The following is a 14,006-nucleotide window of genomic DNA, read 5'->3' as shown; positions in this document are numbered from 1 at the left end:
GTAGGGGGAGGGGTGGCCTCAAATCACCGTCAGGGATGATGACTTGAGGTCACTCACAGCTCAGCGCAGGCGCGAGGAGGACAGGATCGACGCCAGGTGCGCGACCACCATCCCCCAGGTGATCACGGCGATCCCGGCGACCGTCGCCTGGGTGGGATCGGTGTTGCCGACCACCGCGTCCACGACCGCCGCCGCCAGCAGCACCAGCGAGGCCTCGATGCCGTTGGTCACCCGGTGGATCTTGAACACCGAGGCCAGCCGGCGCGCCGTCGCGATGCCCTGCGAACGCGGCTGCGTCGACTCCTCGTCCGCGGGCGCCATCCCGCTGCGCGCCCGCGCCACGTCCACCAGGTCCGTCGACGCCTTCAGCAGCACCACGCCCAGCGCGGCCGCCAGGCCCACCGACACCCACAGCTCCGAGCCGCCCCGGGCCGCCCGCACGCCCGCGCCGATCATCAGCGCGGCGTCCGCCAGGTAGGCGCCCAGCCGGTCGACGTACACCCCGGCCGTGCTGAACTGGCGCTTCCAGCGTGCCACCTCGCCGTCCACGCAGTCGAACAGCAGGAAGCCCTGGAACAGCACCGCCGCCAGCACCGCGCCCGTGACCCCGGGGATCAGCAGCGCGGCGCCGCCGCCGACCCCGCAGACCACCATCAGCCAGGTGAGCGTGTTCGGCGACACCGACGTCCGCACCAGCTGCCGGGTGGCCCGCAGCGAGATGCCGCGCATGTACAACCGCCCGGCCCAGTGCTCCCCGTTGCGGCTCGCCAGCTTCGCCTGCGGCTGGCAGACCTCCCGCAACTCGGCCAACGCCGGAGCAGCGACCGCCATGGCACACCCTTCCCTTCACCCGTGTGATCGTCCGGCTCGTTCCGTCCGGCTCGTTCCGTCCGAACGACGTCCAAACGATCACACAGGCTAGAGGAACCGCGGCGCCCTGCCCGACCGGGGCCTCAGACCAGCGCGACCCCCACCGGCACCGGGGCGCCCCGGTGCAGCCAGGCGCGCTCGGCCGCCGACCAGGCGGTGGTGGTCAGCAGGTAGACCCCGGCCGCCAGCGGCACCAGCGCGGCGAACACCACCGTGCCGAACGACAGGTACGGCAGGAACGCCAGCCCCGGCTGCTGCGGCGTCGCCGTGCCCTGGGCCGCCGCGTCCGCCTGCGCCCGCCGGGCCCGCCGGAACCCGACGTACGCCACCGCCGCCAGCCCCGCGTACAGCAGGCCGAACACCGCCCACTGCCCCGCGCCCTGGGCGCCGCCCACGTGCAGGCCCAGCGGGGTGCCGAACAGGGTGTGGCCGAGCAGGTCGTTCGGGGTGGTGAACAGGCGGTACATCACCGAGAAGAACGGGAGCTGCACCAGCATCGGCAGGCACCCGGCGAACGGCGAGGCCTTCTCCTCCCGGTACAGCTCGGCCAGCGCGGCCTGGAGCTTCTCGGGGCGGCCCTTGTGCTTGCGGTTCAGCTCGGCGATCCGCGGCGCCAGCCGGGCCCGCGTCTTCTCGCCCCGCGCCGCCGCCCGCGCCAGCGGGTGCAGCGCCAGCCGGACGCAGACGGTGAACAGGACGATCGCGAGCGCGGTCGGCACCACGTGGGCGAGTGCGGCGACGGCGTCGTGGGCCAGGCCGACGGCCGGGTCGAGGATGGCGAAAACGGACATGCTGGGCGAGCCCTCCGGGGTCTCGGGAAACGAGTGAACGGCGGAGGACGGCCACGCTGGGCCCAGGGATGGATCGGTGGGGGACTTCTCCGGGGGTTACGCGGCCGCCGGGGCCGCACCCGGGGCCCTCGGACGTCGCCGGCCACGGGCGTCCGGATCCCGCTGCGGAAGGAACGCGGTCCGGAACGCGCGCCTGCGCAGCACCCCGTCCCGCACCGCCGCCGGCGCCCGCGCACCCAGCAGTCGGGCGACGACCAACGCCCCCGCGACCGCCCCGGTCACCAGCACCACGGCAGCGGCGGCCGCCACCGACGTCAGCGACCCGCCACCCTCGGCGAGCCAAGCCCCGCTCAGCACCCGGAGCACCCCGAGCAGCATCGCGACCACCGTCACGTCATGCTCCTCTCCCGCGCTCCGGACCCGATTCGTGCTGTCAGCCACCCTAGACGATCGACCACGCCTCCCGGTTCCCGAGAGCGCGACGGATCCGCGGGGTGGATCTGCGCGGGGTGTAGCCAGCGGTGCTACACGGGGCTACCTTGGGGAGCATGAAGACGATTACCCAGCGGGAGTTCCGGAACAACTCCGCCGCGGTGATGGACGCGGTGGAGGCGGGGGAGACCTTCCACATCACCAGGAACGGGGTCGAGGTCGCGGAGCTGCGGCCGGTGTCCGGGCGGCGGCGGCTCACGGCGGAGGAGCTGGTGGCGCGGCACGTGAAGCTGCCGCGGGTGGACTACCAGCAGATGCGCAAGGAGTCCGAGGAGTACTTCGGGCCGGAGGAACTGGTCGGGGACGAGGACGGCGACCCGTTCGAGCGGCCGCGTGGCTGAGCGGCGGCGGGCGCCCCGGCGGCGGCCGGCCGGGGTGCTGGACACCTGCGTCTACATCGACCTGGCCCTGCTCAGCCCCACCGACCTGCCCGCCGTGCCGGAGCTGACCGCGATCACCTTCGCCGAGCTCCAGCAGGGCGTCTCGATGGCCCGCGACCCGGTCAGCCGGGCGGCCCGGCTGGAGGTGCTGGGCGCGGCGATGGCCGACTTCGAGCCGCTGCCCTTCGACGCGGACGCCGCCGCCCGCTACGGCACCCTGGTCACCCTGACCATCGCCGCCGGCCGGCAGCCGCGCCCGCGCCGGATCGACCTGATGATCGCCGCCATCGCCTCCGCCCACGGCCTGCCGCTGTACACGCGCAACGTCGCCGACTTCAAGGGCCTCGGCTCGGCCGTCGAGGTCATCGGCATCTGAACCCCCTCAGCCGGGACAGCTGACCGCCGCCGCACCGTCCCGCTCGACCCGGTCGGCGAGGTCGGCCGCGGCGAGGAGGGAGGGTTTGCGGCGGCGGGTGCGGTGGGTGATGACGTGCGCGCCGGCGGCGGCGGTGATGGCGAGGACTGCGTAGTGCGGCCGACCGGTCAGCTCGATGAACAACCAGCGGGTGGCGAGGAAGAGCAGGAAGCCGAGGCCGACGATCACGGCCAGCAGGGCGCCCAGCCCGGAGGCGTCGGAGGCGAGGCCGGAGGAATCGAGGTTGAAGCGGCGGAGACGACGAAAGCGCTTCGGCTTCGACTTCGGTTTGGGTACGGCGCCGGGGCTGCCGAGCCAGACGACGTAGAGGCAGATCCGCTGACGGTCCGGCCCGGCCACCTCGACGTAGCCCGTGAAGTTGATGCTCTCGCCCCTGGCCCAGCTCCGGCGTTGCAAGGCCATCATGCGGGACTGGCCGTATCCGCCCACCCCGACGCTCATCGGCCGGCCGCCGGGGTGAGGGCGGTGGCGCCGTCGCGTTCGACGCGGTCGGCGAGGGTGGCGGCGGCGATGAAGGCGTGTTTGCGGCGGCGGGTGCGGTGGGTGATGACGTGCGCGCCGGTGGCGGGGGCGGTGGCGAGGACGGCGTAGTGCGGGCGGCCGGTCAGCTCGATGAAGAGCCAGCGGGCGGCGAGGCCCAGGAGGAAGAGGGCGGCGAGCGGGTACAGCACGGTGGCCACGGCGCCCAGGGCCTCCATGAGCCAGAGCCGGCGTCTCCCGGCGCGGTCGACGGCGGGTGGGGCGGGGATCGCCCCGGCCCAGACGACGCGGATGTTCACCGTCACGTCGTCCGGGCCGGTCACGGTGACCGGGGCGAGGTGGGCCTGTTCGCCCCGGGCCCAGAGGCGTCGCTGCAGGGCGAGTGCCTCGGCCCGGGTACGGCGGGCCGACTCTGCGGCGTCGGCCTGGCCTTGGTGGTAGCGCTCCTCCCAGGTTCGCATGCCGTGCAGCGTAGGCGAACGAGGTGACGGGTCGTCAGGGGTGGTGGGAGGAGTTCAGCGGAGTTCAGTCGTGGGCGGGTTCGAGGCGGACGGCGGTGCCGGTGGCGGCGGAGGCGCGGGCGGCCTCCAGCACGGTGAGGGTGGCGACGGCGTCGCGCGGGTCGACCGGGGGCGGGGTGCCCGGGGTGGTGAGGGCGGCGGCGACGGCCGCGTAGAAGGCGGGGTAGTCGCCGGGGTCGGTGGGTTGGGGGACGGCGGACTCGTCGGTGCCGAGGGTGCCGTGGTGGGCCGGGGCGTCGGCGCCCCAGGGGGCGGTGCCGTCGGGGCGGCGGCCGGCCCGGAGGTCGGCCTCCTGCGGGTCCATGCCGGACTTGACGTAGCCGGCGGTGTCGCCGAGGACCCGCAGGCGCGGGCCGACGAGCGGGGTGATCGCGCTGGTCCACAGGTGGGAGCGGGTGCCGTTGGCGTGGGTGAGGGCGAGGAAGGCGTCGTCGTCGACCACCGCGCCGTCGCGCCGGACGTCGATCTCCGCGTACACCGTCTCGACCGGCCCGAACAGGGTGAGCGCCTGGTCGACGAGGTGGCTGCCCAGGTCGTACAGGGTGCCGCCGACCTCGGCCGGGTCGGCGAGCTCGCGCCAGCCGGGCTTGGGCTTGGGCCGGAACCGCTCGAAGCGGGACTCGAAGCGGTGCACCCGGCCGAGCGCGCCCTCGCGGACCAGGCGGGCGGCGGTCAGGAAGTCGCCGTCCCAGCGGCGGTTCTGGAAGACGGTGAGCAGGGTGCCCTGCGACTCGGCGAGGGTGCAGAGGTCGAGGGCCTCGGCGGCGGTGCCGGCCAGCGGCTTGTCGACCACGGTGGCCAGTCCGGCACGCAGGGCCGCCCGGGCGAGCGGGGCGTGGGTGCGGTTGGGGGAGGCGATGACGACGAGGTCGAGCGCGTCCGGGTCGGCGAGCAGCTGTTCGGGGGTGTCGACGGCGCGGGCGTCGGGGTGCTCGCGGTGCAGCTGGGCCCGGCGGTCGGGGTTGGCGGTGACCACCGCGTCCAGCCGGAGTCCGGGGGTGGTGGCGATCAGCGGGGCGTGGAAGGCGGAGCCGGCCAGGCCGTAGCCGATCAGGCCGACGCGGAGCGGGTCGGTCCCGGTTCCGGTGGGAGTGGAGTGCGCGGAGGTGGTCATGCGCCCTACTCAACCACGGTGCGCCCGGTTGGCCCCGGTTTCGGCATCGGCTCGGGAGTCGGGGGCGGAGGGTGTGGCGGGGGTGCGTCGCCGCCGCCGCGGTGGGGGCGCGGCGGCGGCCGGTACGGGTGGCCGGTACGCCGGTTCCGCCCCGCCGGGGGGTTCGGGGGGAACCGGCTTGCCCCTCACGCTAACCGCGTCGGGCGGCGCCGCTGAGGGGTCGGCGACGCGGTTAGGGGCCGCTTAAGGCCCTGTTGAGACGACGGGGAGGTTCCGGATCGGCGGGCCGGAGCCGCCACCGGCGAGCCCGGGCCGACCGGGGGCCGGACGTACCCGGCCGGGCCCGGCGGGTATGCGGGCACTGTGGGCCGCGCGGATGGACGACTACGCTGGTCGGCGTTGGGGCAGCCTGTGGCGCCCGGCCGGCCGAGGGTGTCCGGTCCGGAGCGATGTGCGAGATCGTTCAGAACCGTTGCAAGAGGAGACACCTACGTGGCAGAGCGCAAGCCCATCGAATCGTGGCTGACCGACATGGACGGGGTCCTCATCCACGAGGGCACGCCGATCCCGGGGGCCGCCGAGTTCATCACCAAGCTGCGGGAGTCCGGCAAGCCGTTCCTGGTGCTGACCAACAACTCGATCTACACCCAGCGTGACCTGCACGCCCGGCTCGCCCGGATGGGACTCGACATCCCCGCCGAGAACATCTGGACGTCTGCGCTGGCCACCGCCAAGTTCCTCAGCACGCAGCGTCCGGGCGGCACCGCCTACGTGATCGGCGAGGCCGGCCTCACCACGGCCCTGCACGACGCCGGGTACGTGCTGACCGACAGCGAGCCGGACTTCGTCGTCCTCGGCGAGACCCGCACCTACAGCTTCGAGGCGCTCACCAAGGCGATCCGGCTGATCAACCAGGGCGCGCGGTTCATCTGCACCAACCCGGACGAGACCGGCCCGTCCACCGAGGGCGTGCTGCCGGCCACCGGCTCGGTCGCCGCGCTGATCACCAAGGCGACCGGCGTCGAGCCGTACTTCGTCGGCAAGCCCAACCCGCTGATGATGCGCGAGGCGCTCAACACGGCCGGCGCCCACTCGGAGACCGCCGTCATGATCGGCGACCGGATGGACACCGACATCGTGGCCGGGATGGAGGCCGGCATGGAGACCATCCTGGTGCTCACCGGCCTCACCGCGGCCGCCGACGTGGAGCGTTTCCCGTACCGGCCGACCCGGGTGGTCAAGTCGATCGCGGACCTGGTCGAGCTGATCTAGCTGGTCTAGCCTCGGCACTGCTGTCGCGGTCCCCGCCCCCGGCCGACGGTCGGGGGCGGGGACCGTTCGCCGTGCGTCGAGGAGGGGTGGATGAGCACCACGGGGGAGTCGGTGGCCGGGGTCGGGCCGGTGGTGGTGGGGGCGGGGATGGCCGGGCCGGAGGAGAAACGGGTCACCTGGGCGGAGCTCTACTTCGACCTGGTCTTCGTCTTCGCCATCACCCAGGTCTCCGGCCTGCTGCACCACCGCCACGACTGGACGGGCGTCGTCCAGGCCCTGGTGGTGTTCGTGCCGGTCTACTGGTGCTGGGTCGGCACCACCGTGCAGGCCAACATCCGGAACGTGGACACCCCGCGGGACCGGCTCGGCATCCTCGCCGTCGGCCTGACCGGCCTGGTCATGGCGCTGGCCCTGCCCGGCGCGTACGAGGGCCGGGGGGTGCTGCTCGGCGCGGCGTACTGGGCGGCGCGGGTGGTGCTGCTGCTCCTGCTGGTGCGGATCCCGGGCGTCTGGCGCGGCCCGTACGGGGTGGGGGTGCTGGTCAGCGGGCCGCTGCTGCTGGCGGGCGGGCTGCTGCCGGAGGGGCCGCGGATGGTGCTGTGGGCGCTGGCGGCGCTCTGCGACCTGTCCGGGCCGGTGTTCTTCCGCCGCCGGCTGGCCGCGGTCTCCTACCACCCGGAGCACATGCCGGAACGGTTCGCCCTGTTCCTGCTGGTCGCGCTCGGCGAGTCGATCGTCGGGATCGGCGCGAGCGCGGCCGCGACCCGGCTCGACGCGGCCGAACTCGTCGCCGTCACCGCCGCGTTCACCATCTCGGCCGGGCTCTGGTGGCAGTACTTCGTCTACGCGGCCGACGCCATGCGGCACGCGGTCACCGTCGCCGACTCGCGCCGGGACGTCATCCGCCGGGTCTTCCAGTACGGGCACCTGGCGCTGGTCGCCGGGGTGCTGGCGGTGGCGGTCGGCTTCGGCGAGACGGTGGCCGACCCCGGGCGGGCGCTCGGCGCGGGCTCGGTGGCGCTGCTGTACGGGGGCTGCGTGCTGTACCTGCTGACCTTCGGCTACACGCGGTGGATGATGTTCCGCTCGGTCGCGACCACCCGGATCGTGGCGGCGGGGGTGGTGCTGGCGCTCGCGCCGGCGGTGGTGCGGTGGCCGGCGATCGTCGCGCTGCTGGTGCTCGCGGTGGTGCTGGTGGTGCTGAACGTGGTCGAGCACGTCCGGGTGGGGCGGGCCGCCCGGGCCAGCCGTTCCGGGGAGCTGCCCGAGGCTCCGGCGGAGCCGGTTGTCGGTGGGGCTGTGTAGCGTTCGGGGTGGAAAGCGGGCATGCGGCGCGAGGTGGCGGCGCGCCCGGAGGTCGGGGCGGCGCGGCGGTGAGCGGCCGTCCGGTGGGAGGTAGGTGTCGTGACGGAGACGGTCGTGACGGAGACGGTTGAGCCGGGCGTGGACGGGACGGACGCGGGGGCCGCGCTGGAGCTGCCCGAGGCCTGGCGCGAGGTGCTGGGCGCCGAGACGGAGAAGCCCTACTTCGCCGAGCTGGCGGCCTTCGTGGCGGCCGAGCGCGCGCAGCACCAGGTCTTCCCGCCGAGCGGGCAGGAGTTCTCCGCGCTGACGGCGACGCCGTACGAGAAGGTCCGGGTGCTGGTCCTCGGCCAGGACCCGTACCACGACGACGGCCAGGCCCACGGCATGAGCTTCTCGGTGCTGCCGGGCACCAAGACCCCGCCGTCGCTGCGCAACATCTTCAAGGAGCTGGACGCCGACCTCGGCATCCCGGCGCCGGACAACGGCTACCTGATGCACTGGGCCGAGCAGGGCGTGCTGCTGCTCAACGCGGTGCTCACGGTGCGCGCGCACGAGGCCAACTCGCACAAGGCCAAGGGCTGGGAGAAGTTCACCGACGCGGTCATCAAGGCGGTGAGCGCGCGCGAGGAGCCGGTGGTCTTCGTGCTGTGGGGCAACTACGCCAAGAAGAAGCTGCCGCTGATCGACACCGGGAAGCACGTGGTGGTCCAGGGCGCCCACCCGTCGCCGCTCTCCGCCAAGCTGTTCTTCGGCAGCCGGCCGTTCTCGCAGATCAACACCGCGCTGGACGGCTTCGGCGTCGACCCGATCGACTGGCGGGTGCCGGACCTCAAGCAGGGCTGACGCGCCTGCATGCCTTGGCCGACGATCCCCGCTGACCTGTGGTTCTTGCTGATGGATCGTCTCCTCGGCCCCGTCCGCCCGCCGTTCACCCTCCCGTGGACGGCGGGCGGTGCCCGGTGTGCGAAGCTGGGGGCCGATCGGTCGCCGGACCGGGTCTGGGAGGGGCGGTACGTGCGCCGAGTGGGGCGAGGAGCGGGGTTCCGGCTGGCCGTGGGGGCGGCGCTGCTGGGGCTGGTCACGGGTGTCGCGGGCTGCACCGGGGGGAGCGCCGGCGGGACCACCGGAGGCGCCAAGGAACCGTCCGGCGGCGGGAGTTCGAACGGGTCCGGCGCGACGGCCCCGGCCGCGGCGCCGACCGGGCCCGGTGGCGGGGCCGGCGCGCTGCCGCAGCTCCCCGGTCAGACCTTCTACGTCTCCGACCAGACCGCCGCCGCCCGCCAGGTCGTCGCCCTGCGCGGCCAGAGCCGCACGGCGGAGGCCGACACCCTGCTCCGGATCGCCGCCCAGCCCTCCTCGCAGTGGCTCGGCGACCAGGCCGCCCGGGGCATCGTCGAGCAGGTGAGCCGCCGCGCCGCCGAGGCGGACCGCACCCCGGTCTTCGTCGCGTACAACATCCCGCACCGCGACTGCGGCCTCTACTCGGCCGGCGGCGCGACCGACGCCGCCGCGTACCGGGCCTGGATCACCGGCCTGGGCGAGGCGCTCGGCGACCGTCGGGCCTGGGTGGTGCTGGAGCCGGACGCGGTCGCGCACACGCTGGACGCCTGCGGGGTCAAGGGCCCGGCGGCCACCGAGCGGTACGCCCTGCTGGCCTTCGCCGTCCAGGAGTTGAAGAAGCGCCCGCAGCTGCGGGTCTACCTGGACGCGGGCAACCCCGGCTGGGCGCAGGACCCGTCCGCGCTGGCCGAGGCGCTGCGCAGGTCCGGGATCGCGGCGGCCGACGGCTTCGCGGTGAACGTCTCCAACTTCTACACCACCGACCGGAACGAGGCGTACGGCGCGCAGCTGTCCGCCCTGTTGGACGGCAAGCACTTCGTCGTCGACACCAGCCGCAACGGCAACGGCCCGCTGGGCAGCGAGGCGTGGTGCAATCCGCCCGGCCGCGCGCTCGGCGCGGCGCCCACGGCGGCGACCGGGCGGCCGGGCGTCGACGCGTACCTGTGGATCAAGAACCCGGGCGAGTCGGACGGCGAGTGCGGGCGGGGCGAGCCCCGGGCCGGCGAGTTCTGGCTCCCGTACGCGCTGGGGCTGGCCGGGGGCGGTTCCCCCGGGGGCGCCGGCACCGCCGCGGGCTGAGCCCCCGCCGTCACGGCGTGACCCGGATCCAGTGGGCCGCCGAGGGCGTGCCGGCCGCGTCCGTGACGAAGAGCATGTACCAGCCGGGCGGCAGCAGGTTCGGGTTGGCGGGCAGGGTGAGCGAGACGCCGTCCGCCGTGCGCGCGGTGACGTCCAGGGCGACCGAGCGCTGTTCGACGTCGGTGGCGTGGGTGACCGAACTCGGCCGGATCAGCTTGGCGGTGGCGACGCCGTCCGGTGCCGGGACGCCCACCCGGACGGTGCCGCCGAGCTTGGCGGCGGCCGGGCCGCCGGTCACCCGCGGCCGGTCGCCGTGGAACAGGTACGGCGGGCTGTAGATCTCGATCCGCTGCTCGAAGGTGCCCGGGACGGTGTTCGCCTTGTCGTCGAAGAGCGGGTCGGAGCCGAGCACCGCCACCCGGCCGTCCGGCAGCAGCAGCGCCTCCGAGTGGTAGTTGCGGCCCACGGTGGGCTCGGCGGCGGTGGTGAAGGTGTTGGTGTCCGGGTGGTAGGTCTGCGCCTTGAGCAGGTCGCTGCGGTGCTTGCCCCGGTAGTCGCGTGATCCGCCGGTGGTGAAGACGGTGTCGTCCGGCATGATCACGCTGTTCAGGTACCGGGTGCCGCCGGCCGGCAGGTCGGGGCCCGGGGCGAACGCGGGCTTCGCGGCGGTCAGGTCGGCGATGTCGGTGCGGGCGGTGGACAGCGGGGACTCGCCGACGCCCCCGCCGCCGAGCACCATCACCTTCTGCGCCTGCGCGGGCGGCAGCAGGACGGAGGAGGAGGTCTCGGTCAGCTGCGGGTCGCGCAGGCCGGGGACGGGGTGGAAGCTGTTGTCCGTGAGGTCCCAGAGCCCGGGCTCGCGGCCCTTGTCGGCGGGCCCGTAGCCGGCGTTCGAACCGGAGTAGAAGAGCCGGCCGGACGAGGTGAGGAAGATCGACGGGTAGGTCGGGAAGTAGCGGTCCGGGGCCTTGGACCAGGTCTTGCTCTTCGGGTCGTAGATCTCGTTGTCGTTGCCGCTGAGGATCTGCCCGGTGTCGTCCAGCCCGGAGACGGTGACCACCCGGCCGTCGCCGAGCCCGGTCAGCGTCGGGTACCAGCGGGCGTAGGCCATGTCGGTGACCTGCTCGTACATCTCGGTGTCCGGGTTGAACTCGAAGGCGGCGCGGATGCCCTGGAAGTCCTGCTTCTCCAGGGTCATCCGGTCGGCCATGCCGTAGAGGTTGCGGGCCTCGGCGCCGGTCAGGCCCTCGATCGTGTACTGGGCGGGGGAGTCGAGCACCGAGTCCTTCCCCTCCGCGACCGCCTCGGCGAACACGTGCTCCTCGCTGGCCTTGACGACGGTCGTCGCGCCGGAACCGGTCTTCACCGCGGCGGGGACGGTGACCTCGCCGGTGGACACGTACGCGCGGCCGTTCGGCGCGCGGAAGACGGTGCCCTTGGGGAGGGTGCGGGCGGCGTCTGGGTTCTCGTTGCGGATCCGCATGGTGCCGGCGGCCTTCTTCACCTTGCCGTCCAGCGCCTCGTAGCGGCGGGTGCCGCCGGCGACCAGCATCCGGCCGTCGGGCAGCGCGGTGTGGCCGCCGCAGAACATGTCGGCGGGGGTGGGGATCAGCTTGTAGGTGTTCTGCGCCGGGTCCCAGAGCAGGCTCTTGAAGGTGCCGGCGTCGAAGTTCCGCTGGTTGTTTCCGGAACCGGCGATGATCAGGACCTTGCCGGTGCGCAGCAGGGCGGAGTGGATGGCGTTGATCCGGAACTCGGCGGGGAGGACGAGGGTCTGCCAGTGGCCGTACTCGGCCTTGTAGTCGGGGCGGTTGATCACGTACTGGTGGTACTGGTCGTTGGCGAAGCCGAGCACGGCCGGCGCGTTCATCCCGGCCACGGTCAGCGCGACGGTGCTGCCGAGGGCGAAGCGACGGGTGCGGCCGGCGTTGCGGATCTTCACGGTGGTTCGTCCCCCTCGGGGTGCTCAGCGGGTGTTGGTGGGAGCCGGGACGGGCTCGGTGCGTTGTTGCGGCGGGACGGTGGCGGGCGCGGCGGGCGCGGCCGCCGTTGCGCCGGTCGGGGGGATCGCGAGGGTGGAGGTGGGCCGGGCCCGGCGGCGGCGGACCGCGTCCGCGGCGAGCACCAGCATCGGCAGCAGGCTGAGGAGGAGCGCCAGGCAGGCCCAGGTCCGCATGGCCACGTGGCCGTAGCCGGTGTGGAAGGAGGCGGCGACGGCGCCGGCGAACACGAGGGCCCAGAACAGGTGGAGCCGGAAAGTGGTCACCCGGTCGCGGCTGGTCGAGTCGCCCTTCGGCGTCACCACGAAACGGCTGCGGAGCCTGAGCAAGGCCTGCAGGAACGACGCCGCGTAGATCGGACCGCACAGCGCCGACATCACCATGCCCGCCACCCCCGACGAGCCGGCCGGCTCGTGCGGGCTCACGTTGTGCTTGCGGTTCCAGGTGTAGAGCAGCACCTGCAGCGCGGCCGCGTCGCTGTAGAGCGCCATCCAGATCTCGGACGACACGTGCACGCCCGAGGCTCCGAACCCCAGGTACAGCACGCTGGACACCCCGCCGAGCAGCCAGGTCAGCGCCGCCATCGGGTAGAAGCAGACCATCAGCGTGTAGTTGAGCGCCCGCCCCGGCGACAGCCCCCAGACCGCGCGCCAGTACTGGGTGAGCAGGGTCTCGTAGGTGCCCCGGCTCCAGCGCAGCTGCTGGGAGAAGAAGTCCGTCCAGGACGACGGCCCCTCGCCGACGGCCAGCACGTCCGGCGTGTAGACGGACTTCCAGCGCGCGCCGGTGGCCGGGTTCCGGCGGCGGTGGAACTCCAGGCCGGTCGCCATGTCCTCGGTGATCGAGTCGTACAGCCCGCCGATCGAGCGCAGCGCCCGGATCCGGACGGCGTTGTTGGTGCCGACGAACATCGGTGCGCCGTACCGGTTCCCGGCCCGCTGGACCAGGGCGTGGAAGAGGAACTGCTGGCTCTCCGAGAACTTGGTGACCGCCGAACCCGAGCTGCGGTAGTTCCCGTACACCTGCGGTCCGACCACGAACGCCACGTCCGGGTCACGGAAGTAGCCGAGCATGCGTTCGCAGAACTCGGGCAGCGGGACGTGGTCGGTGTCCACCGAGACCCAGAAGTCGTAGTCGTCGCCGTGCGCCTGGAGCCAGCTGTTGTAGTTGCCGTGCTTGGTCTTGGCGCGAAACCGGCCCTTGGGACGGTTCCACTGCTCGACACCGTGCCGGCTGAAGTGGCGGACGCCGAGTTCGGCGCAGAGGGAGCGCACCGCAGGATCGTTTCCCTCGTCCAACAGCCAGACGTGGTACGGGCCGTCGTGCCGGACGGCCAGGGCGGCGGTGAGCGTGGCGCGCACCATCTCGGGCGGTTCCTTGCCCGGCACGCAGGTGGTGAGGAACGCGACCCGGCTGCCCGGTGCGGGACTCACCGGGACCGGGTCCCGGGCGGCGAGCGTCGCGTGGGTGTTGGAGACGACGTTGACCAGGCGGAACGCCTCGACCACCGCGATGATCCCGATCATCACCTTGTCGCCGACCAGCAGCCAGGTGTCGGTCTCGCCCGGACGGACCGGCCAGTGCTCGGGCTGGAGCAGCCAGATCAGCAGCACCCCCTCGACCAGCGGGGCGGCCAGCAGGAGCAGCGCCGCCCGGAACCGGTGCGGCTCACGGCTCAACAGGCTGCGGTAGCGCACCCGGTACGGCTCGTCGGCACCTCCGCGGTCGTCGCCCGTGGCGTGGTGGTGGTCGTGGTGGTGGTCGTGGTGGTGGTTGGTGGCGGGGTCGGTGGCGGGGTCGGTGGCGGGCTCGGTGGTGGGTCCGGCGAGGCGGCTGAAGTAGGCGTAGTCGTACGGGGCTTCGGGGACGGCGATCGGCTCCGGCGGGCTGGTTCCGGTGGACGGTCCGGCGTCCTCCGTCCGGCGTGAGAACGGTTTGACCATGCGTGCTCCCCCCGTGGCCGGTGGCGCGGACCGGCCTTTCGTGCGTGCTCCGACCGGGGGTATGCGATCCGGAACCGCCGTACGACGGCGCGCGCCGCGCGCGGTCGTGCGCCGCGCGGCGATCCGGTCCCCCCGGAGCCTCGCCCTCGAAGCAGTGAAACGTATACGATCGATTGTGGTGTGTGGCGACACCACGGCTTCGAATGCGGGATCCCTGTGGAGTCTCCGGACTCCCTTCCGGCGAGCTCCAGGATCCTTGGCTT

At 73.4% G+C, this 14,006-nt stretch carries 14 protein-coding genes; 6 read left to right on the top strand and 8 right to left on the bottom strand.

Annotated elements, in window-relative coordinates; genetic code table 11:
- Window positions 1–60 precede the first annotated feature (60 nt).
- From AB0N76_RS02785 to AB0N76_RS02775, 3 genes are all read right to left on the bottom strand, one after another.
- Window positions 61–831 carry a CDP-alcohol phosphatidyltransferase family protein gene (locus tag AB0N76_RS02785; protein ID WP_363552405.1) on the bottom strand — a complete coding sequence of 257 codons (771 nt, stop codon included), beginning with the start codon at window positions 829–831 and terminating at the stop codon, window positions 61–63.
- Window positions 832–953: 122 nt separating this feature from the next.
- Window positions 954–1,661: a membrane protein insertase YidC gene (gene yidC / locus AB0N76_RS02780; RefSeq protein ID WP_363552403.1), complete on the bottom strand. Its 708-nt coding sequence runs from the start codon at window positions 1,659–1,661 to the stop codon at window positions 954–956.
- A gap of 96 nt (window positions 1,662–1,757) precedes the next feature.
- Complete coding sequence (locus tag AB0N76_RS02775; RefSeq protein ID WP_363552401.1) at window positions 1,758–2,054, bottom strand: DUF6412 domain-containing protein; 297 nt, start codon at window positions 2,052–2,054, stop codon at window positions 1,758–1,760.
- 155 nt (window positions 2,055–2,209) lie between these two features.
- Between AB0N76_RS02775 and AB0N76_RS02770 the strand changes: the two genes are divergently transcribed.
- Together AB0N76_RS02770 and AB0N76_RS02765 are read left to right on the top strand one after the other, a co-directional pair.
- Window positions 2,210–2,494 carry a type II toxin-antitoxin system Phd/YefM family antitoxin gene (locus tag AB0N76_RS02770; RefSeq protein ID WP_363552399.1) on the top strand — a complete coding sequence of 95 codons (285 nt, stop codon included), beginning with the start codon at window positions 2,210–2,212 and terminating at the stop codon, window positions 2,492–2,494.
- On the top strand, window positions 2,487–2,909 hold the full coding sequence (locus AB0N76_RS02765; RefSeq protein ID WP_363552397.1) for a type II toxin-antitoxin system VapC family toxin: 423 nt from the start codon (window positions 2,487–2,489) through the stop codon (window positions 2,907–2,909). The genes AB0N76_RS02770 and AB0N76_RS02765 overlap by 8 nt, the downstream gene beginning before the upstream one ends.
- Before the next feature lie 6 nt (window positions 2,910–2,915).
- Here AB0N76_RS02765 and AB0N76_RS02760 read toward each other — a convergent pair whose 3' ends face one another.
- From AB0N76_RS02760 to AB0N76_RS02750, 3 genes are all read right to left on the bottom strand, one after another.
- On the bottom strand, window positions 2,916–3,365 hold the full coding sequence (locus AB0N76_RS02760; RefSeq protein WP_363552395.1) for a hypothetical protein: 450 nt from the start codon (window positions 3,363–3,365) through the stop codon (window positions 2,916–2,918).
- 41 nt (window positions 3,366–3,406) lie between these two features.
- Complete coding sequence (locus tag AB0N76_RS02755; protein WP_363552393.1) at window positions 3,407–3,910, bottom strand: hypothetical protein; 504 nt, start codon at window positions 3,908–3,910, stop codon at window positions 3,407–3,409.
- 64 nt (window positions 3,911–3,974) lie between these two features.
- Window positions 3,975–5,084 (bottom strand): Gfo/Idh/MocA family oxidoreductase, encoded by a 1,110-nt coding sequence (locus AB0N76_RS02750; RefSeq protein WP_363552391.1) that lies wholly within the window; start codon window positions 5,082–5,084, stop codon window positions 3,975–3,977.
- A 492-nt stretch (window positions 5,085–5,576) separates the two neighbouring features.
- Between AB0N76_RS02750 and AB0N76_RS02745 the strand changes: the two genes are divergently transcribed.
- From AB0N76_RS02745 to AB0N76_RS02730, 4 genes are all read left to right on the top strand, one after another.
- Complete coding sequence (locus tag AB0N76_RS02745) at window positions 5,577–6,356, top strand: HAD-IIA family hydrolase (protein ID WP_363552389.1); 780 nt, start codon at window positions 5,577–5,579, stop codon at window positions 6,354–6,356.
- Between the two features lie 90 nt (window positions 6,357–6,446).
- A complete protein-coding gene (locus AB0N76_RS02740) occupies window positions 6,447–7,661 on the top strand; it encodes a low temperature requirement protein A (RefSeq protein WP_363552387.1) in 1,215 nt (404 codons plus the stop codon).
- Window positions 7,662–7,775: 114 nt separating this feature from the next.
- Window positions 7,776–8,504: a uracil-DNA glycosylase gene (locus AB0N76_RS02735; RefSeq protein ID WP_363552385.1), complete on the top strand. Its 729-nt coding sequence runs from the start codon at window positions 7,776–7,778 to the stop codon at window positions 8,502–8,504.
- A 51-nt stretch (window positions 8,505–8,555) separates the two neighbouring features.
- Window positions 8,556–9,800: a glycoside hydrolase family 6 protein gene (locus tag AB0N76_RS02730; RefSeq protein WP_363552383.1), complete on the top strand. Its 1,245-nt coding sequence runs from the start codon at window positions 8,556–8,558 to the stop codon at window positions 9,798–9,800.
- A 10-nt stretch (window positions 9,801–9,810) separates the two neighbouring features.
- Here AB0N76_RS02730 and AB0N76_RS02725 read toward each other — a convergent pair whose 3' ends face one another.
- Both AB0N76_RS02725 and AB0N76_RS02720 read right to left on the bottom strand, forming a co-directional pair.
- On the bottom strand, window positions 9,811–11,670 hold the full coding sequence (locus AB0N76_RS02725; protein WP_363552659.1) for a kelch motif-containing protein: 1,860 nt from the start codon (window positions 11,668–11,670) through the stop codon (window positions 9,811–9,813).
- A 96-nt stretch (window positions 11,671–11,766) separates the two neighbouring features.
- A complete protein-coding gene (locus tag AB0N76_RS02720; protein ID WP_363552381.1) occupies window positions 11,767–13,743 on the bottom strand; it encodes a cellulose synthase catalytic subunit in 1,977 nt (658 codons plus the stop codon).
- Window positions 13,744–14,006: the final 263 nt, after the last annotated feature.

Source organism: Kitasatospora sp. NPDC093806 (genome assembly GCF_040683335.1).
Lineage (GTDB): Bacteria > Actinomycetota > Actinomycetes > Streptomycetales > Streptomycetaceae > Kitasatospora.
The sequence above is the reverse complement of the archived record's forward strand: the minus strand, read 5'-3'. Positions and strand labels throughout refer to the sequence as shown.

Coding starts and splice junctions, on each gene's coding strand:
- AB0N76_RS02785 (WP_363552405.1), bottom strand. CDS start 831: ATGGCGGTCGCTGCTCCGGCGTTGGCCGAGTTGCGGGAGGTCTGCCAG.
- yidC (WP_363552403.1), bottom strand. CDS start 1,661: ATGTCCGTTTTCGCCATCCTCGACCCGGCCGTCGGCCTGGCCCACGAC.
- AB0N76_RS02770 (WP_363552399.1), top strand. CDS start 2,210: ATGAAGACGATTACCCAGCGGGAGTTCCGGAACAACTCCGCCGCGGTG.
- AB0N76_RS02755 (WP_363552393.1), bottom strand. CDS start 3,910: ATGCGAACCTGGGAGGAGCGCTACCACCAAGGCCAGGCCGACGCCGCA.
- AB0N76_RS02750 (WP_363552391.1), bottom strand. CDS start 5,084: ATGACCACCTCCGCGCACTCCACTCCCACCGGAACCGGGACCGACCCG.
- AB0N76_RS02740 (WP_363552387.1), top strand. CDS start 6,447: ATGAGCACCACGGGGGAGTCGGTGGCCGGGGTCGGGCCGGTGGTGGTG.
- AB0N76_RS02730 (WP_363552383.1), top strand. CDS start 8,556: ATGGATCGTCTCCTCGGCCCCGTCCGCCCGCCGTTCACCCTCCCGTGG.
- AB0N76_RS02725 (WP_363552659.1), bottom strand. CDS start 11,670: ATGAACGCGCCGGCCGTGCTCGGCTTCGCCAACGACCAGTACCACCAG.
- AB0N76_RS02720 (WP_363552381.1), bottom strand. CDS start 13,743: ATGGTCAAACCGTTCTCACGCCGGACGGAGGACGCCGGACCGTCCACC.